The following is an 18,684-nucleotide window of genomic DNA, read 5'->3' as shown; positions in this document are numbered from 1 at the left end:
TGATCGGCACGTTACTCGATAATGTTCCATCCTTGAAGTCCAACTTGTCGGATGCGTTGCGACAATAGTCGCCTGCCCTAATCGGGTAGGATTGGCGAAAATGTTGCGGCAAGCTCGCAAAAACAAGGAAATCCCGGGTTGAAACTCAGTGATATCGCGCGGTTGGCCGGAGTGTCCGTGACCACCGCCAGCTACGTCATCAACGGCAAGGCCGAACAGCAACGCATCAGCACCGCCACTGTCGAGCGGGTGCGCGCAGTGGTCGACCTGCATGGCTTTACGCCAAACCCACAAGCGGCCGGGTTGCGCAGCCGCCACACCCGCACGTTGGGTTTTATTCTGCCGGATCTGGAAAACCCCAGTTACGCGCGGATCGCCAAACTGCTGGAGCAAGGGGCGCGGGCGCGCGGCTATCAGTTGCTGATCGCCAGTTCCGACGATGCACCCGAAAGCGAACGGCAACTGCTGCAACTGTTCCGCGCGCGTCGCTGCGATGCCCTGATCGTCGCCAGTTGCCTGCCGGCCGGGGACGACAGTTATCGTCAGTTGCAGGCCAAAGGCTTGCCGATCATCGCCATCGACCGGGTCATGGAACCGGAGCATTTCTGCTCGGTGATCAGCGACGACCGCGAGGCCAGTCTGCAATTGACCCGCAGTCTGTTGCAGCCCCTGCCCACGCAGATTGCCCTGATCGGCGCGCGCCCTGAACTGAGCATCAGCCAGGAGCGTGCTGCAGGCTTCAAGCAAGCGTTGGCCGGGTTTGATGGCGAGGTGCTGATAGAGCACGGCGAATCCTTCAGCCGCGAATGTGGCAAGCAGCTGATGGAGCAAATGCTGCAACGCCTGGGGCACCTGCCCGACGCGCTCGTTACCACCTCCTATGTGCTGTTGCAGGGCGTGTTCGATGCCTTGCACGATTTCCCGCTGAAATCCCGGCCGTTGCGCCTTGGCACATTTGGCGACACCCAGTTGCTGGATTTCCTGCCACTGCCGGTGAATGCCATGGCCCAGCAACATCAGCTGATCGCCGACAAGGCCCTGCAACTGGCATTGGCAGCCATCGAGCAGCAGGACTATCAACCTGGCGTGCAAGCCATCGCCCGGACCTTCAAGCAGCGTATTCGCCAGGACTGAATCGTGGAGCTGATCGATACCCACACCCACCTGGACTTTGCCGACTTCGACGCCGATCGCACGGCGCTGCTGGCTGAAAGCCGCGCACTGGGTGTGCGGCAGATGGTGGTGCTGGGGGTTTTCAAGGATAACTGGCAGCGGGTGTGGGACCTGGTGCAAAGCGATCCTGGCTTGTACGCGGCGTTCGGCTTGCACCCGGTTTATCTGGACCAGCACCAGCCTGAGGATCTACCCGAGCTGGGCGCCTGGCTCGAGCGCCTGGCCGGCCATCGACAGGTGTGCGCGGTGGGCGAGATCGGCCTGGATTACTTCATAGAAACCCTGGACCGCGAGCGCCAGCAGGCGTTGTTCGAAGCGCAATTGCAACTGGCCGCGGATTTCAACTTGCCGGCGCTGATCCATGTGCGTCGCAGCCATGCGGCCGTCATCGCCACGCTCAAACGCCTGCGCCTGAAACGCGCGGGTATCATCCACGCGTTTGCCGGCAGCAAGGAAGAGGCTCGCGAGTACATCAAGCTGGGGTTCAAGCTTGGCCTGGGCGGCGCCGCGACCTGGCCCCAGGCCCTGCGCATGCACCGGGTGCTGGCCGAGTTGCCCCTGGACGCCGTGGTGCTGGAAACCGACTCGCCGGACATGGCACCGGCGATGTACCCCGGCGAGCGAAACAGCCCGGCGCATTTGCCGGCTATTTGTGTGGCATTGGCGGCGATCATGGGCGTCAGTGCCGAGCAGTTGGCGGCTGCCAGCACTGCCAATGCGTGCGCAGTGTTCGATTGGACTATTCCAACTCAGAGCGGCCTGTAGGAGCAAAGCGTGCTCGCGATTGCTGCATGACAGTCGACATAGGTGCTGCATGTCAGTCCGTCATCGCGAGCAAGCTTTGCTCCCACAGAGGTTGGCTCATACAAAAGTTTGCTTCCACAAAGCCTTGCTTGCGCTGAGTTTGCATCTGCAGGGCCAGCCGGGGAGTCAGACCCGGAATGCGCTGATCAGCTGCTTCAACTCCACCACCTGGGCCGACAGTGCCCTGCTCGCGTCTTCGGTCTGGTGCGCCCCTTCGGCCGTCCTTTCGCCCGCACGGTTGATCTCGACGATGTTCTGGTCGATGTCGTGCGCCACGGCCGTCTGCTGCTCGACGGCAGCCGCGATCTGCTGGTTCTGGTCGACGATCATGCCCACCGCGCCGAGGATGTTTTCCAACGCCTGCTGAACCTTTTCCGACTGCCCTACCGTGCCATTGGCCATTTGATGGCTGACGCCCATGGCCTTCACCGCCGCGCCGACACCGCCATGCAGTTTGGCGATCATCTTTTCGATTTCTTCGGTTGATTGCTGGGTACGTTTGGCCAGCGTGCGCACCTCGTCTGCGACCACCGCAAAACCGCGTCCCTGCTCCCCGGCGCGTGCGGCTTCGATCGCGGCGTTGAGCGCCAGCAGGTTGGTCTGTTCGGCGATGCTCTTGATCACTTCCAGGACGCGACTGATCGATTGGCTGTCACTGGCCAATTGGTTGATCACCAGCACCGATTGATCGATCTCGCTGGCCAGCGCAGCAATGCTGCCCTGCTGTGACTCGACCAGACCACGACCACTGATGGTCTCGTCATTCACGCTGTGGGCGCTGCTCACCGCTGCAGCAGCACTGCGCGCCACTTCCAGAGACGTCGCCGACATCTGGTTCATTGCCGTCGCCACTTGCTCGATCTGTGTACGCTGCCCGGCGACGGCCTGATTGCTTTGCGCGGAGACGTTCTCCACCTGTCCGGCCTGCCGCTCGACTTCGCCGACGGTTTGGCCGACGCGCTCGATCAAGTCATGAATTTTCTTCACCGTTCCGTTGAACACTTCGCCCAACTCGCCCAGCTCATCGCGGCTGTGCGCCACGAAGTTGACCGTCATGTCGCCGGCCGCAACCTTGTCCATCATCGCGCCCAGGCGTTTCAGCGTTGTACGTGTGGAGGCGTAAAAACCGCCGTAGAGATAGAAAATCAGCACAAACACCACCGATAACGCCACAGCCTGCAGCACCATGTGCGTGCGGTTCTGCTCAAGGCGTTGCTGCAGCTGGGTCCCGAGGAATTTCAGGGTGGCTTCATTGAGCTGGTAGGTCTGGTCCATCAGGCCCGTGACCTGGTCGTAGAAACCCTGCCAAGGCGCGTCCAACGTGTCAGCCATGACCACCTGCTCTTCAAACAGCTCGATGGCTTTTTTCAGGGTCGACTGGCTGATGTCGGCTTGAGCCGTCAGGCTTTCCCTGGCCGCCTTGCTTGAACCGAGTGCGTCCTGCAGCTTCAGCCCGTACTCGCCCTGGAGCTTTTCGATTTGTGCCAACAGCTCGTCGAAGCGAGTGCTCGACGCCGAATTGAGAAAGCCCTGCCCCAGGGAAAACGCACCCATGGCCCGCCCTTCACCCAGCAACTGGGTGACCGCAGGCGTAACGGTGGTAATGAGTTCGGTCAGTTGCCGCATGTCGCTTTGCGTATCGCGGCTCAGGCCGGCCTGACTGGCAATGATCTGGCTGAAAATCTGCGCGTTGCCGAGCAGTTTACCGATCAAAGCGCTTTTACTTTGCAGGGAGCTTTCCGCTTGCTGGGCCTTGAACGCGGTGATCATTTCATCGCGCTTGCCTTCAAACACCTTGATCTGCCCGGAATCATCAGTCATCGCTTTCAGGCCTTGCAGCCGGGCAAGCAGACTTTGTTCGAGCGTGGTGATCTGCGACTCGATGTTACCGGCCTTGCCGGACTGACCGAGGGTGACGTTGATCTGCACCAGATTGTTCAGGGTCTCCAGATCCCGGCGCAGGGTCAGGCTGCTGCCCAGCAGGTCGAGGCTTTGCAACTCCACCTGAGTCCCCTGAAACTCGCGATAAGAGTCGCGCACCAGATAGAAATTGGTCACCAGCATCGGCACCAGGAACAGCACGCTGATCAGGCTGAACTTCATGCCGAAGCTCAGACGGTTCATCAGCGAGACGGCGGGATAGAGCAAGCTCTTCACTGGAAGTCTCCCTTGGTTTTTCTTGTTTTTATTGGCAGGCGCGAGGCGACAGCAGATAGCCACTATCGAGCGCCATCTCTGTATAGCTCAAATCGAAGGGAGGTTTTGTAACTTAAGGTTAACGACGAAGATCGTGTGCATCGATCTTCGTCGTTCAGGTGGCAGGATTCAGGGAAGGACTGTCCACAGGGCGAAACCGGCGTACCAGAGCACGGCTGCGCGCAGCAGCAGCTCCCAGATCCGGTCGAGGCTGTTGATACCGTCCGGGCCGACCACCGGTGCCGGGATCTCGCCGGCCACCAGGCCAACTTTTTCGATCAGCTGGGCCGCGCTGATGTCCCAGTTCAGCAGTTCGTGGAGCATGACACGGCTGACCGCAACAAAGTTGCCGACCAATGCAAAGCTCGCCGCCAACAGGCGTACCGGTATCCAGTCGAAGGCATGGCGCAATTGCGCGGCACGCTCGGCGACGGCGGGGTTCCGGGAGTGGACTTCGGCCAGTGCCAGCAGGCGATAGCTCAGTGCCGCGACCGGGCCCAGCAGGAAGTACCAGAAGATCACCGCAAAGAAACTCTGGTAGGCCTCCCACAGCAAGTGAGCCTGGACGCGTTCGAGCAACTGTTCGCCACTGTCTGCGCAGATAGCCAGATCACGGTTCGCCACATGCCCGGCCGCTTGCAAGTCTTCCCGGCGCCAGGCGTCGCGGAAAGGGCCGAGGCCGGCGAGCAGATCGCCGCGGCCCAGGCTGTAGATCACCACCAGCAAATGCACAGGCAAGGCCAACAAGCCGTAGGCCACCGGATCGAGGACGACCAATAGCAGGCCCAGCAGCGCAACCGGCAGCAACACCAGAATCACCAGCACCAGCCATGGGTGGCTCGCCAGGCGGGGGCTGGCTTCAAGCTTGTGCAGTTCGCGCAACCATCCGCCGTCGCGCTGGACCCGATGACGCAGGGCCGAGAACTTCTCGATCCAGACCGCCAACAGCAACACCAGAAAACTCATTGTTGTTCCTCTTTTGCCAGGGCTGCGCGATAGCGTGCCCAGTCGAACGCTGGCCCCGGATCGGTCTTGCGACCGGGTGCGATGTCACTATGACCGCAAATACGCTGTGGCGTGATGGCCGGGAAAGCCCTCTGCAATTGTCGGGTCAGCCCCGTCAGCGCCTCGTATTGAGCATCGGTGAAAGGTTGATCATCGGTGCCTTCAAGCTCAATGCCCACGGAAAAATCGTTACAAGTTTCCCGCCCTTCGAAAACCGAGACCCCCGCGTGCCAGGCACGCTCAAGGCAGGAGACAAATTGAGTCAGGGTGCCGTCTCGTTCAATCAGAAAGTGCGCGGACACCCGCAGATCGGCAATTCCGGCAAAATACGGATGCTCCGTGACATCCAGGCGATTCTGGAAAAACGCCTGCACCTTGCCGGTGGCGAATTGCGCTGGCGGCAGGCTGATGTTGTGGATCACCAGCAGGGAAATTTCATCCGTAGGGCGCGCATTGAAGTTGGGCGAAGGGCAGACCTGGGCACCTTCACACCAACCACTCGCGGGGTCCAACTGCATACCGGCTCCTTCAGGGTCGACTGTATTGGCCCCCAGTATGCCGCGATAGACCCTCCGTGCGCGATCACTTGCCACGATTGATCTCCCGGGCTAGGCGACCAAATGCAGGTTTCACCACCGCGCAGGGCTTCTGATGCCTTGGGTTGGCCCGCGCCATGCCCCTATAATCGAACCACTTTGTTTGTGGAGCCCGTTATGCCGAATCTACGTCTCGCCGATTTGACCGCCGAAATCGAAGCCAACGTGCGCCGTGCGTTGCTCGAAGACATCGGCAGCGGCGACATCACCGCGCAACTGATCCCGGCCGAACGCCTGGCCAAAGCCACCATCATTACTCGAGACGCAGCCGTCATCGCCGGTACCGCCTGGGTCGATGCCGTGTTCCGGCAGCTGGACCCGCGGGTGGCAGTGCATTGGCAGGTGAGTGACGGCGACCGGGTGCAACCCAATCAGGCACTGTTTCACCTCGAAGGCCCGGCGCGGTCTCTGCTGACGGGTGAGCGCTGCGCACTGAATTTCCTGCAACTGCTGTCGGGCGTTGCCACTCGCGCCCGGTACCTGGCGGATTTCGTTGCAAACACTGAGGTCAAGCTGCTCGACACCCGTAAAACCCTCCCCGGCCTGCGCCTGGCGCAAAAGTACGCGGTCACCTGCGGCGGTTGCCACAACCACCGCATTGGCCTGTATGACGCGTTCCTGATCAAGGAAAACCACATCGCTGCCAGCGGTGGCATCGCGCAGGCTATTGCCGCCGCGCACAAGATCGCCCCGGGCAAACCGGTGGAAATCGAAGTCGAAAGTCTGGATGAGCTGAAGGAAGCATTAGCGGCCGGCGCAGACATCATCATGCTTGATGAGTTGAGCCTGGATGACATGCGCGAAGCCGTGCGCCTGAACGGTGGCAAAGCGAAACTGGAGGCCAGCGGCGGGATCAACGAAAGCACGCTGTTGCCGATCGCCGAGACTGGCGTGGATTACATCTCGATCGGTGCGATGACCAAGGATGTCAAAGCGGTCGACCTGTCGATGCGCTTGAGTATCTAAGGCAACACCCCATCACAGATGGGAGCGGCGGTGCGACCGCCGCTCCCACACGTATTACACCACCAGATTATTCATCTCGCAGTACTCGTCCCAGTCGACGCCCAATACTTCGGCCGCTTCCTTGTGCAGCACAAGGCGCTGCGCTTCGAACTCTTCCGGCGTGCTCGTGTACTTGAGCGTCAGCTCCCACGGCTGCAGGCCCTGGGATTCGGCTTCGTCTTCAAAGGCCCATTGGATCTGATCTTTCTGATCATCGGGACTCAGGTCCTTGATCTCTTCTTTCAGATCCGGAACGTCCAGGATGTACTTTTCCAGCGCTTTTTCGTGACGTTGCTCTTGAGTTAATTCGGTCATGGCGTTCTCTCTGATCATAAGAATGGAGGATGGATCTGGATCATCAAGGATCTCTCTGACGCAAATAAACCGATTGAAGCCCGGCTTGTCTGGCCTTCAGAACCATTCGTGGATCATCTGAAAACAACGTGTCGCTGGTGCCCGAGACAGGAATCGAACCTGCGACCTTCGCGTTACGAGTGCGCTGCTCTACCGGCTGAGCTACACGGGCGGTGGGCTAAACCTAGCACTGACTATAGAGTCAGGCAACTTCATACGCCCTAATAACAAAAGATCGCAGCCTGCGGCAGCTCCTACATTGAAACCGTGTAGGAGCTGCCGCAGGCTGCGATCTTTTGATCTTTCTGTACAGAGCAAAAAAATGCCCCGCAGCGTTCACTGCGGGGCATTTTTTACAACGTCGAAGCTTTCAAGCGATGGGGTGATTAAACGCCCGAAGCCTTGGCCGCTGCCACGTCTTTGATGGACAGCTTGATACGGCCGCGGTTGTCCACGTCCAGTACCAGCACTTCCACTTCCTGGCCTTCTTTCAGGATGTCGGTCACCTTCTCTACGCGAGCGTCGCTCAGCATCGAGATGTGCACCAGACCGTCCTTGCCCGGCAGGATGTTGACGAATGCGCCGAAGTCGACGATGCGCTCAACTTTGCCGACGTAGATCTTGCCGATCTCGGCTTCAGCGGTGATACCCAGAACGCGCTGACGTGCAGCTTCAGCAGCTTCCTTGGTTTCGCCGAAGATCTTGATCGAACCGTCGTCTTCGATGTCGATCGAAGCTTTGGTTTCTTCGCAGATCGCACGGATGGTCGCGCCACCTTTACCGATAACGTCACGGATCTTGTCGGTGTCGATCTTCATCGCGATCATGGTCGGAGCGTTGGCCGACAGTTCGGTACGCGACTGGCCGATGATCTGGTTCATCTGACCGAGGATGTTCAGGCGCGCTTCCAGGGCTTGGCCCAGAGCGATTTCCATGATCTCTTCGGTGATGCCCTTGATCTTGATGTCCATCTGCAGCGCGGTCACACCTTTGGCGGTACCGGCTACTTTGAAGTCCATGTCGCCCAAGTGGTCTTCGTCGCCGAGGATGTCGGTCAGGACTGCGAATTTCTCGCCTTCCTTAACCAGACCCATGGCGATACCGGCAACCGGTGCCTTCATCGGCACACCAGCGTCCATCAGGGCCAGGGAAGCGCCGCAGACCGAAGCCATCGAGCTCGAACCGTTGGATTCGGTGATTTCCGATACAACGCGGATGGTGTACGGGAACACGTCGGCGGCTGGCAGCATGGCCGAAACCGAACGACGGGCCAGACGGCCGTGACCGATTTCACGACGACCAGCACCACCCATGCGACCACACTCGCCCACCGAGAACGGAGGGAAGTTGTAGTGCAGCATGAACGGGTCTTTTTTCTCGCCTTCCAGGGTGTCCAGCAGTTGTGCGTCACGGGCAGTACCCAGAGTCGCGACTACCAGAGCCTGAGTTTCACCACGGGTGAACAGCGCCGAACCGTGAGTCTTCGGCAGAACGCCGACTTCGATGTTCAGCGGACGTACGGTCTTGGTGTCGCGGCCGTCGATACGTGGCTTGCCGTTTACGATGTTTTCGCGAACGGTGCGGTATTCGATTTCGCCGAAAGCAGCTTTGACTTCGCTGGACGAAGGCTGACCTTCTTCACCGGACAGCTTGGCAACAACCTGATCCTTCAGCTCACCCAGGCGAGCGTAACGGTCGGCCTTGATGGTGATGGTGTAAGCCTGGGAGATCGCTTCGCCGAACTCGGCACGGATAGCGCCCAGCAGTTCGGTGGCTTCTGGAGCCGGAGCCCAGTTCCAGGTTGGCTTGGCAGCTTCAGCGGCCAGTTCTTTAACCGCGTTGATCACAACCTGGAATTCGTCGTGAGCAAACAGTACCGCGCCCAGCATCTGGTCTTCGGTCAGCTCTTTGGCTTCCGATTCAACCATCAGCACAGCGTCCGAAGTACCGGCAACGACCATGTCCAGGCTCGAAGCAGCTTGCTGCTCGTAAGTCGGGTTCAGCAGGTAGCCGGTGCTTTCGTGGAAAGCTACACGAGCGGCGCCGATCGGGCCGTCGAAAGGAATACCCGAGATGGCCAGGGCAGCCGAGGTACCGATCATCGCAGCGATGTCCGGATCGGTCTTCTTGCTGGTGGAAACGACGGTGCAGACAACCTGCACTTCGTTCATGAAGCCTTCTGGGAACAGCGGACGGATCGGACGGTCGATCAGTCGGGAAGTCAGGGTTTCTTTCTCGGAAGGACGGCCTTCGCGCTTGAAGAAACCGCCAGGGATCTTACCGGCAGCGTAAGTCTTTTCCTGGTAGTGAACGGACAGAGGGAAGAAGCCCTTGCCTGGATCGGCTTGTTTTGCACCGACTACAGTCACCAATACGCTGACGTCGTCGTCAACGGTGACCAATACTGCGCCGGAGGCCTGACGGGCGATACGGCCAGTCTCGAGGGTAACGGTCGATTGACCGAACTGGAATTTTTTGATTACCGGGTTCACGGTGTCCTACCTTCTTTGTGGCTCTTGGGGGAACTGGTTTCTTGCGAATTCTTGGGCAATGTCGGGAATCGGCCCAACGCCTGTCCAGGGTAAAACGTGTATCCAGATAAAACTTGAGGCTGGGAGCCTGCAAGGCGCCAGCGGTAAACCGCTGACGCCTGACAGACCACCAACCTCATAGCGCAATCGCTGATTAGCGACGCAGACCCAGGCGACCGATCAGAGTCTGATAACGACCCAGATCCTTGCCTTTCAGGTAGTCCAGCAGCTTGCGGCGCTGGTTTACCATGCGGATCAGACCACGACGGGAGTGGTGATCTTTACCGTTGGCCTTGAAGTGACCTTGCAGTTTGTTGATGTTGTGGGTCAGCAGTGCAACTTGCACTTCTGGCGAACCAGTGTCACCAACAGCTTGCTGGTAGTCAGCAACGATTTGAGCTTTTTCTTGAACGTCGAGAGCCATGAGGCAATCCTTTTATCAGGAAACTGTTTCAGGGAAACAGCTTCAACAGGCCAGGGACAAATCCCTGTATCTATAAATGAGTCGTGACCGTGCCTGTTAACAGCCACACTCGTCCGGTCATTCTGACCGAATCAAGCGACGTGGCGCGATGCGCCCGTCTTCGCTCACTTCACCGATACCGATGAAGCGACCATTGTGATCCTGTACCCGTACCATGCCGAACTTCGGCGCGTCCGGAGCACGTACCGGCTGGCCGTTGAGCCAGTAGAACGCGCTAGCTTCGGAGAAGTGCAGCAGCGGCCAATCCAGCAGACCGCTGTCCGATGGCATCAGGAAACGGTCGACCGCTTCGTTGCCGCCTTCGGCATGTACCGCTTCCAGCTCTTCGAGGGTAACCGTCTGCGCCAAGGTGAAAGGCCCGGCCTGGGTACGGCGCAATTCTGCGACGTACGCACCACAACCGAGTTGCTCACCGATATCCTCCACCAGGGTGCGAATATAGGTGCCCTTGCTGCAATCCACCGCAAGTCGCGCAGTATCGCCTTCGAAGGCCAGCAATTCCAAGCGCGCAATAGTAACAGAACGCGGTTCACGCTCCACTACTTCGCCTGCACGAGCCAGCTTGTACAGCGGCTGCCCGTCACGCTTGAGCGCCGAGTACATAGGCGGTATCTGACTGATTTGCCCACGGAATTTTGGCAAAGCCGCTTCGATATCGACGCGACCAACGGTCACCGGGCGCTCCTGCAAAACCTCACCTTCGGCGTCTGCCGTGGTGGTGGTCTTGCCCAGTTGCGCCAGGGTTTCATAACCTTTGTCGGAATCGAGCAGGTATTGCGAGAACTTGGTTGCTTCGCCGAAGCACAACGGCAGAACGCCGGTGGCCAATGGGTCGAGGCTACCGGTGTGCCCGGCTTTTTCGGCATTGAGCAGCCAGCGAACCTTCTGCAACGCGGCGTTGGAGGTGAAACCCAACGGCTTGTCGAGCAGGATGATGCCACTGACGTTACGACGGATACGTTTGACCTGAGCCACCGAATTACTCCTTGGTGTCTTCAGGTTCAGCCGCCGGGTGCTGATTGTCTTCAGCCACGGCGCGCTCGATCAGGGCCGACAGGTGCGCACCACGCACGACGGATTCGTCGTAGTGGAAGTGCAATTGCGGGACGCTGCGCAGCTTCATCTCGCGAGCCAATTGCATACGCAGGAAACCTGCGGCGGCATTCAGCACCTTGATGCTTTGCGCGATGTCTTCAGCGTTGTCCTGGCCCATCACGGTGATGAAAATTTTCGCGTGACCGACGTCACGGCTGACTTCCACAGCGGTAATGGTGACCAGGCCTACGCGCGGATCTTTGACTTCGCGACGGATCAGTTGGGCCAGCTCGCGCTGCATCTGATCGCCGATACGTTGGGTACGGCTGTATTCTTTTGCCATGATTTTGTTACCTGTTACTGCCCCACGGTGAAACCCGCAAGGTCTGAAAGCGGCAAACGCCCGGCCTGACAAAAGCCAGACCGGGCGTTGCGTTTAGAGTCCTTGTGATGCGCCACACCCTTGAGTGCGGCCGACCATCACGGCTCCTGAAGTGCGCGAGTTAGAGGCTGCGAGCAACCTGAACCTTCTCGAAGACTTCGATCTTGTCGCCGACTTTGACGTCGTTGTAGCTCTTCACGCCGATACCGCATTCCATGCCGGCACGTACTTCGGAAGCGTCATCCTTGAAGCGGCGCAGGGATTCCAGCTCGCCTTCGAAGATAACGATGTCTTCACGCAGTACACGGATCGGACGGTTACGGTGCACAACACCTTCGATCACCATGCAGCCTGCGATCGCGCCAAACTTCGGCGAACGGAACACGTCACGCACTTCGGCGATACCCAGGATGTTCTCGCGAACATCGCTGCCGAGCATGCCGGTCAGGGCTTTCTTGACGTCTTCGATGATGTCGTAGATCACGTTGTAGTAACGCATATCCAGACCTTCCTGCTCGACGATCTTGCGAGCGCCAGCATCGGCACGCACGTTGAAGCCGAACAGTACAGCGTTGGAAGCCAGTGCCAGGTTGGCGTCGGACTCGGTGATACCACCGACACCGCCACCGACAACACGCACTTGCACTTCGTCGTTACCCAGGCCGTTCAAGGCGCCGTTCAACGCTTCCAGCGAACCACGGACGTCAGATTTGAGGACGATGTTAAGCGTCTTCTTCTCTGCCTGGCCCATGTTCTCGAAGATGTTTTCCAGCTTGCCGGCGTGAGCGCGAGCCAGTTTGACTTCGCGGAACTTGCCTTGACGGAACAGAGCCACTTCACGGGCTTTCTTCTCGTCCGACAGCACGCTCATCTCGTCGCCAGCGTCCGGGGTACCGTCCAGGCCGAGAATCTCGACAGGGATAGAAGGACCGGCTTCCTTGATTGGCTTGCCGTTCTCGTCGAGCATGGCGCGAACGCGACCATAGTTCGAACCGACCAGGACCATGTCGCCTTGGCGCAGGGTACCGTCTTGAACCAGAACGGTTGCCACCGGGCCACGACCTTTGTCGAGACGCGATTCAACCACAACACCACGGCCAGGAGCCGATGGAGTCGCTTTCAGTTCGAGAACTTCAGCTTGCAGCAGAACGGCTTCAAGCAGCTCGTCGACGCCAGTACCGACTTTCGCCGACACCGGTACGAACGGCGTATCACCGCCCCACTCTTCGGAAGTCACGCCGTGAACCGACAGTTCGCTACGGATGCGATCGAGATCAGCGCCCGGCTTGTCGATTTTGTTCACTGCAACAACCAGTGGCACGCCAGCCGCTACCGCATGCTGAACAGCTTCAATGGTCTGCGGCATCACGCCGTCGTCCGCTGCAACTACCAGAATAACGATGTCGGTCGCCTTGGCACCACGAGCACGCATTGCGGTAAACGCGGCGTGACCCGGGGTGTCGAGGAAGGTGACCATGCCGCGTTCGGTTTCAACGTGGTATGCACCGATGTGCTGGGTGATACCACCGGCTTCGCCAGCAGCAACCTTGGCACGACGGATGTAGTCGAGCAGGGAAGTTTTACCGTGGTCAACGTGGCCCATTACGGTCACGACTGGAGCACGGGAGAACGACTCACCTTCAAACTTCAGGGACTCGGCCAGGGAATCTTCCAGGGCGGTGTCGCTGACCAGGGTCACTTTGTGGCCCAGTTCTTCGGCTACCAGTTGAGCAGTTTCCTGATCAAGCACCTGGTTGATGGTCGCTGGAGTACCCAGTTTGAACATGAACTTGATGATTTCAGCAGCCTTGACCGACATCTGATTGGCGAGATCGCCAACAGTGATGGTCTCGCCGATCTGCACATCACGCACGACAGGGCCGGTTGGGCTCTGGAAACCGTGAGCGTTGCGCTTCTTCAGCTTGGCCTTGCCGCGACCACCACGACGGAAACCATCGCTTTCTTCGTCGGTAGTGCGTGGCGCCACACGTGGAGCCGGCGCTTTTTCTTTAACCGAAGCGCGATGCGGAGCGTTCTTGCGCTCGCCATCGCCACCACCGCTGCGACGATTGTTATCGTCTGCACGTGGTTTGTCCGGACGGCGCTGTTCGTTCTGCTTGTTACGAACGTCTGCAGACGGTGCTGGAGCAGCAGCCACAACCGGAGCGCTTTCACGCACAGGTTCGGCGGCCGCAGCAGGAGCCGCGACTGCGTCGTTGGTAGCGGTTTGCGCAGTAGCAGGCTGGCGACGCGCTTCTTCTTCGGCGCGACGCTTGCTTTCTTCTTCAGCCTTCTGACGAGCAGCATTATCTACTGCGCGACGTTCATCCAGTTCGCGTTTGCGCTCGGCTTCGATTTCTTCCGGGCTACGCTGTACGAAAACTTTCTTCTTGCGAACTTCTACGCTGATGCTTTTGCTACCAGCCACACGCAGGGTGCTGGTGGTTTTACGCTGCAGCGTGATCTTGCGTGGTTCTTCCACTTTCGCCTTGTGGCTGCTTTTCAAGTGAGTCAGCAGAGACTGCTTCTCACTGTCAGTCACATTTTCTTCGGCGGCGGTGTGCGGCAGACCTGCCTCACGCATCTGCTGCAACAGGCGCTCTACCGGTGTTTTGACCTCATCGGCCAGTTGTTTCACCGTGACTTGCGTCATGCACTTCTCTCCTCAGGCCGCGCCTAATTACTCGAACCAGTGGGCTCGGGCGGCCATGATCAACTTGCCGGCACGATCATCGTCAATGCCGTCGATGTCGAGCAGGTCGTCAATAGACTGCTCGGCCAGGTCTTCGCGGGTAATTACGCCGCGCACCGCCAGTTCCATCGCCAAATCCTTGTCCATACCCTCAAGCGAGAGCAGGTCTTCGGCCGGATGGGCGTCTGCCAGCTTTTCCTCAGTAGCGATGGCTTTGGTCAACAAACGATCCTTGGCACGAGCGCGAAGCTCGTTGACGGTATCTTCGTCAAAGCCGTCGATGTTGAGCATTTCTTCCAACGGTACGTAGGCAATCTCTTCCAGGCTGGTGAAGCCTTCATCTACCAGCACCTGTGCCAGGTCTTCGTCGACTTCCAGCTCGTCGATGAAGTTGCGCAGGATGTCGCCGGTTTCTGCTTGCTGCTTAGCCTGGATGTCCGATTCGGTCATCACGTTCAGGGTCCAGCCAGTCAACTGGCTAGCCAAACGTACGTTCTGACCACCGCGACCGATGGCCTGAGCCAGATTGTCTGCGCCAACGGCGATGTCCATTGCGTGGGCATCTTCGTCAACGATAATTGCCGCAACCTCAGCCGGGGACATGGCGTTGATCACGAACTGAGCCGGGTTGTCGTCCCACAGAACGATGTCAACACGCTCACCGCCCAACTCGCCCGACACTGCCTGGACGCGCGAACCGCGCATACCAATGCAAGCGCCCTGCGGGTCGATGCGTTTGTCCTTGGAGCGGACGGCGATCTTGGCGCGCGAACCCGGATCGCGGGACGCAGCCATTACTTCGATCAGGCCTTCGGCAATTTCCGGCACTTCGATGCGGAACAGCTCGATCAGCATTTCCGGCGCGGTACGCGACAGGATCAGCTGCGGGCCGCGGTTCTCGGTGCGGATTTCCTTGAGCAGCGCACGCAAACGCACGCCAACCCGGAAAGTTTCGCGGGAGATGATGTCTTCACGAGCCAGCAACGCTTCTGCGTTGTTGCCCAGGTCGACGATCACGTTGTCGCGGGTGACTTTTTTCACGGTGCCGGAGATGATTTCTCCCAGGCGCTCGCGATAAGCATCGACCACTTGAGCACGCTCGGCTTCACGCACTTTCTGCACGATGACTTGCTTGGCAGTCTGTGCAGCAATGCGGCCGAACTCGATGGATTCGATTTTTTCTTCGACGACGTCGCCGACCTTGGCGCCAGGATGCGTTTCAGCAACCTTGCTCGGCCAGGTTTCAATGGCCGGATCGTCGAGATCATTCTCTTCGACGACCGTCCAGCGACGGAAAGTTTCGTATGCCCCGGTGTGGCGGTTAATTTCCACACGCAGGTCAACTTCGTCTTCAAAACGCTTTTTGGTAGCAGTGGCCAAAGCCAGCTCCAGCGCTTCAAAAATTACGCTTGCCGGTACGCCCTTTTCATTGGATACCGACTCAACAACCAGCAGTACTTCTTTGCTCATCGTACGCCTCGCCTTTCGCAAGCCATTGGATCCGCGGGATCCGCGTCTCAGTCAAAACTGGGAATAATGTTGGCCTTGTCGACCATATCGATCGGCAACAGGAACTCATGGTCATCTACCTGCACCACGACATCCTGCTCTTCTACACCGCGCAGAAGGCCCTGAAAATTGCGCCGACCTTCAAAAGGCGAGCGCAGCTTGATCTTCACTTGTTCACCGACAAATTGGGCGAACTGCTCAAGAGTGAACAGTGGGCGCTCCATGCCAGGCGAGGAAACTTCGAGGGTGTACTCAACAGTGATTGGATCTTCAACATCCAGTACACCGCTGATCTGACGGCTGACAATGGCGCAATCGTCCACCAGCACGCCACCCTCTTTATCGATATAAACGCGCAACATCGAGTGACGACCTTGAGCCGAAAACTCGATACCCCAGCATTCATAGCCTAGGGCCACGACCACCGGGGCCAGCAAGGCCTGCAACTCTTCTAGCTTGCTCGACACCTGAACCCCCTAGTGCATGATATGTGCATGCTATGCAAAATAAAAAAATGGGCATAACGCCCATCCTTGAAACGCCGTCGAACAGCGGCGTTGAAAGTGTCCAGCTAACAAAAAGCCCCTTAAAAGGGGCTCCTTAAACTGGTTGCGGGGGCCGGATTTGAACCGACGACCTTCGGGTTATGAGCCCGACGAGCTACCAGACTGCTCCACCCCGCGACAAAGCTGGGGCGGAAGTATACGACCGATCCCTTATAGGGTCAATGTAACCTTCCACCTGCAAGAAAGCCCGCAACAGCGGGCTCTCCTGACTAATTGGTACCGAGAAGGGGACTCGAACCCCTACACCCTATGGGCACAACCACCTCAAGGTTGCGTGTCTACCAATTCCACCACCTCGGCAAAACTACATTTGAAACTCTTCTTACTTCTGCTCTTGAGCTGGAGGTACGTCAGTCGCTGGAGTAGCCGACTTTTGCTCTTGAAGCACCGGGACATCATCAGAAGCCGGTTGTTGTTGCTTAGGTACTTCCAACACTGCTGGGTTTGGCAAACCTACTTGAGTCAGCTGATGAGCCTTCTCTTTAGCAAAGTAACCTAACCCTAAGCTGGTTATGAAGAAACCGGCGGCAAGTATAGCAGTAAACTTACTAAGAAAGGTAGAGGAACCTTGGCTTCCGAACACAGTATTTGAAGCACCTGCTCCGAAAGACGCGCCAGCGTCCGCACCCTTACCCTGCTGCAGCAAAACCAGAGCAACTACGCCCAATGCACCCAGCAGATGAAAAACGACTACGACTGTTTCCAGCATTTTTTCAGTTTCCCGCGGCGCGACAGATCGCACCGAACTCATCTGCATTCAGGGAAGCTCCACCAATGAGCCCCCCATCGATATCCGGCATGCCGAACAGTTCGACCGCATTGGCCGCCTTCACGCTGCCGCCGTATAGAAGCCGCACACCTCGTGCGACTTCAGAATTCTCTGCCGTCAACTGCTCGCGAATGGCTTTATGCACATCCTGAGCCTGTTGCGGCGTTGCAGTCAGTCCGGTACCAATGGCCCAGACAGGCTCGTAAGCAATGACTGCATTGGCAAAAGCACCTACACCCAGCTCCTCGATGATGCTGCCCAGCTGACGCCCGACAACCTCAAGAGTTTTCCCGGCTTCGCGCTGTTCCAGGGTTTCCCCTACACACAACACCGGAATCAAGCCACATGCCTGTGCCGCTGCGAACTTGCGATTCAGCATTCCGTCTCGCTCGCCCATAATCTGACGGCGTTCGGAGTGCCCGACAAGCACCAGGGAACAACCTGCATCCACCAACTGACTCGGTGCAATTTCACCGGTCAATGCACCTTGCATGGATTCCACCGCAGAATTCTGCGCACCGACCGAAATCGATTTACCTTTCAAACCATCAATCACTTGATTGATATGCAAGCAAGGCGGGAATACCGCGACATCAACACCGCTTGGCAAGGCCAGATGACGAAGGCCGTTGATCAGCTCAGCGACGCTGGCGCGGGTACCGTGCATCTTCCAGTTACCAGCTACCATAGGGCGACGCATGCTGTACCTCGTCGGTCAAAGTGGGCGCAGATGTTACCCAACACAATCATGGCTTGCAAGCCGAATTCAGGCAGAAACTTCAGTAACCAGCTTTGCCAGCTCTTCGGCGTAGCCGCGAACCTGTGTTTCGTCCTCGCCTTCGACCATGACACGCACCAGCGGCTCGGTACCGGACTTGCGCAACAGCACGCGTCCACGACCCGCCATGGCGTCAGTAACGCGCTGGCTGGCCTCCTTGACTGCCGGATGTTCAAGCGGGTTGGCGCCGCCGCCAAAACGCACATTGATCAGCACCTGAGGGCACTTGCGCAGCGCCTGGCGTGCCTGGGCGAGGCCTTCGGCGCGAGTTTTGAGCGCCATCAGCACTTGCAGCGCCGCAATGATCGCATCGCCCGTAGTGGTGTGGCTGAAGCACACGATATGCCCGGAGTTTTCGCCACCCACCAGCCAGTTGCGCTCGAGCAGGTCAGCAATCACATACCGGTCACCGACATTGGCGCGAACAAAAGGAATCGACAGCTCAGCCAGTGCCAGCTCCAGGCCCAGGTTGCTCATCAGGGTACCGACCACGCCGCCCTGCAGCTTGTCGCGCTCATGCAGGTCGCGGGCAATGATGTACAGCAACTCGTCGCCATCAACGATGGCCCCGGTGTGATCGACCATCAATACCCGATCGCCATCGCCATCAAAGGCGATACCCAGGTCTGCATGCTCGGCCAGTACGGCAGCCTGCAACTGGCCCATGTGGGTCGAACCGCAATTGTCATTGATGTTCAGGCCGTTGGGCTGGGCGGAAAGCACTACGACTTCAGCCCCCAGCTCACGGAATACGCTCGGGGCCACCTTGTAGGTCGCACCGTGGGCGCAGTCGAGCACGATCTTC

At 58.5% G+C, this 18,684-nt stretch carries 16 protein-coding genes, 3 tRNA genes and 1 pseudogene; 3 read left to right on the top strand and 17 right to left on the bottom strand.

Features of this window, described 5'->3' with window-relative positions; genetic code table 11:
- Positions 1 to 138: 138 nt before the first annotated feature.
- Both cra and JFT80_RS07815 read left to right on the top strand, forming a co-directional pair.
- Entirely contained in the window at positions 139 to 1,134 is a 996-nt protein-coding gene (gene cra / locus JFT80_RS07820) for a catabolite repressor/activator (RefSeq protein ID WP_201147481.1), read from the top strand.
- 3 nt (positions 1,135 to 1,137) lie between these two features.
- The gene (locus JFT80_RS07815) at positions 1,138 to 1,938 is read left to right on the top strand and encodes a TatD family hydrolase (protein ID WP_201147480.1); all 801 of its coding nucleotides are present in this window, start codon (positions 1,138 to 1,140) and stop codon (positions 1,936 to 1,938) included.
- Between the two features lie 165 nt (positions 1,939 to 2,103).
- On the opposite strand, the gene JFT80_RS07810 is transcribed toward JFT80_RS07815, so the two are convergent.
- The 3 genes from JFT80_RS07810 to ampD all read right to left on the bottom strand — a co-directional run bounded on the left by JFT80_RS07810 (position 2,104) and on the right by ampD (position 5,696).
- Positions 2,104 to 4,134, bottom strand: a complete 2,031-nt coding sequence (locus JFT80_RS07810; RefSeq protein ID WP_201147479.1) for a methyl-accepting chemotaxis protein — start codon at positions 4,132 to 4,134, stop codon at positions 2,104 to 2,106.
- Between the two features lie 168 nt (positions 4,135 to 4,302).
- Positions 4,303 to 5,139 (bottom strand): regulatory signaling modulator protein AmpE, encoded by an 837-nt coding sequence (gene ampE / locus JFT80_RS07805; protein ID WP_122837472.1) that lies wholly within the window; start codon positions 5,137 to 5,139, stop codon positions 4,303 to 4,305.
- A complete protein-coding gene (gene ampD / locus JFT80_RS07800) occupies positions 5,136 to 5,696 on the bottom strand; it encodes a 1,6-anhydro-N-acetylmuramyl-L-alanine amidase AmpD (protein ID WP_045060034.1) in 561 nt (186 codons plus the stop codon). The genes ampE and ampD overlap by 4 nt, the downstream gene beginning before the upstream one ends.
- Positions 5,697 to 5,891: 195 nt before the next feature.
- On the opposite strand from ampD, the gene nadC reads away from it, so the two are divergent.
- Entirely contained in the window at positions 5,892 to 6,740 is an 849-nt protein-coding gene (gene nadC / locus JFT80_RS07795) for a carboxylating nicotinate-nucleotide diphosphorylase (RefSeq protein ID WP_201147478.1), read from the top strand.
- A 54-nt stretch (positions 6,741 to 6,794) separates the two neighbouring features.
- Here the strand turns inward: nadC and JFT80_RS07790 are convergent, their stop codons facing one another.
- From JFT80_RS07790 to glmM, 14 genes and pseudogenes are all read right to left on the bottom strand, one after another.
- Positions 6,795 to 7,094 (bottom strand): DUF6388 family protein, encoded by a 300-nt coding sequence (locus JFT80_RS07790; protein WP_201147477.1) that lies wholly within the window; start codon positions 7,092 to 7,094, stop codon positions 6,795 to 6,797.
- Between the two features lie 135 nt (positions 7,095 to 7,229).
- Positions 7,230 to 7,305 (bottom strand) — tRNA-Thr (locus JFT80_RS07785).
- A gap of 214 nt (positions 7,306 to 7,519) precedes the next feature.
- Positions 7,520 to 9,625, bottom strand: a complete 2,106-nt coding sequence (gene pnp / locus JFT80_RS07780; RefSeq protein ID WP_053117036.1) for a polyribonucleotide nucleotidyltransferase — start codon at positions 9,623 to 9,625, stop codon at positions 7,520 to 7,522.
- A 193-nt stretch (positions 9,626 to 9,818) separates the two neighbouring features.
- On the bottom strand, positions 9,819 to 10,088 hold the full coding sequence (rpsO, locus tag JFT80_RS07775; RefSeq protein WP_003177875.1) for a 30S ribosomal protein S15: 270 nt from the start codon (positions 10,086 to 10,088) through the stop codon (positions 9,819 to 9,821).
- 117 nt (positions 10,089 to 10,205) lie between these two features.
- Positions 10,206 to 11,123 (bottom strand): tRNA pseudouridine(55) synthase TruB, encoded by a 918-nt coding sequence (truB, locus tag JFT80_RS07770; protein WP_201147476.1) that lies wholly within the window; start codon positions 11,121 to 11,123, stop codon positions 10,206 to 10,208.
- Between the two features lie 4 nt (positions 11,124 to 11,127).
- On the bottom strand, positions 11,128 to 11,526 hold the full coding sequence (gene rbfA, locus JFT80_RS07765) for a 30S ribosome-binding factor RbfA (protein WP_201147475.1): 399 nt from the start codon (positions 11,524 to 11,526) through the stop codon (positions 11,128 to 11,130).
- 160 nt (positions 11,527 to 11,686) lie between these two features.
- The gene (gene infB / locus JFT80_RS07760) at positions 11,687 to 14,218 is read right to left on the bottom strand and encodes a translation initiation factor IF-2 (RefSeq protein ID WP_201147474.1); all 2,532 of its coding nucleotides are present in this window, start codon (positions 14,216 to 14,218) and stop codon (positions 11,687 to 11,689) included.
- 27 nt (positions 14,219 to 14,245) lie between these two features.
- Positions 14,246 to 15,727 (bottom strand): transcription termination factor NusA, encoded by a 1,482-nt coding sequence (gene nusA, locus JFT80_RS07755; protein WP_077571038.1) that lies wholly within the window; start codon positions 15,725 to 15,727, stop codon positions 14,246 to 14,248.
- A gap of 47 nt (positions 15,728 to 15,774) precedes the next feature.
- Entirely contained in the window at positions 15,775 to 16,233 is a 459-nt protein-coding gene (gene rimP / locus JFT80_RS07750) for a ribosome maturation factor RimP (protein ID WP_201147473.1), read from the bottom strand.
- A 139-nt stretch (positions 16,234 to 16,372) separates the two neighbouring features.
- A tRNA-Met gene (locus JFT80_RS07745) sits at positions 16,373 to 16,449 on the bottom strand.
- Between the two features lie 97 nt (positions 16,450 to 16,546).
- Positions 16,547 to 16,632: transfer RNA gene (locus JFT80_RS07740), tRNA-Leu, on the bottom strand.
- A gap of 22 nt (positions 16,633 to 16,654) precedes the next feature.
- Positions 16,655 to 17,041 carry a preprotein translocase subunit SecG gene (secG, locus tag JFT80_RS07735; protein ID WP_090175639.1) on the bottom strand — a complete coding sequence of 129 codons (387 nt, stop codon included), beginning with the start codon at positions 17,039 to 17,041 and terminating at the stop codon, positions 16,655 to 16,657.
- Positions 17,042 to 17,045: 4 nt separating this feature from the next.
- The gene (tpiA, locus tag JFT80_RS07730; RefSeq protein WP_201147472.1) at positions 17,046 to 17,801 is read right to left on the bottom strand and encodes a triose-phosphate isomerase; all 756 of its coding nucleotides are present in this window, start codon (positions 17,799 to 17,801) and stop codon (positions 17,046 to 17,048) included.
- A gap of 66 nt (positions 17,802 to 17,867) precedes the next feature.
- Positions 17,868 to 18,684: pseudogene (gene glmM, locus JFT80_RS07725) on the bottom strand (phosphoglucosamine mutase); the annotation flags it as partial.

This window comes from Pseudomonas sp. TH10, assembly GCF_016651255.1.
In the GTDB taxonomy this organism is placed as follows: Bacteria; Pseudomonadota; Gammaproteobacteria; order Pseudomonadales; family Pseudomonadaceae; genus Aquipseudomonas.
The sequence above is the reverse complement of the archived record's forward strand: the minus strand, read 5'-3'. Positions and strand labels throughout refer to the sequence as shown.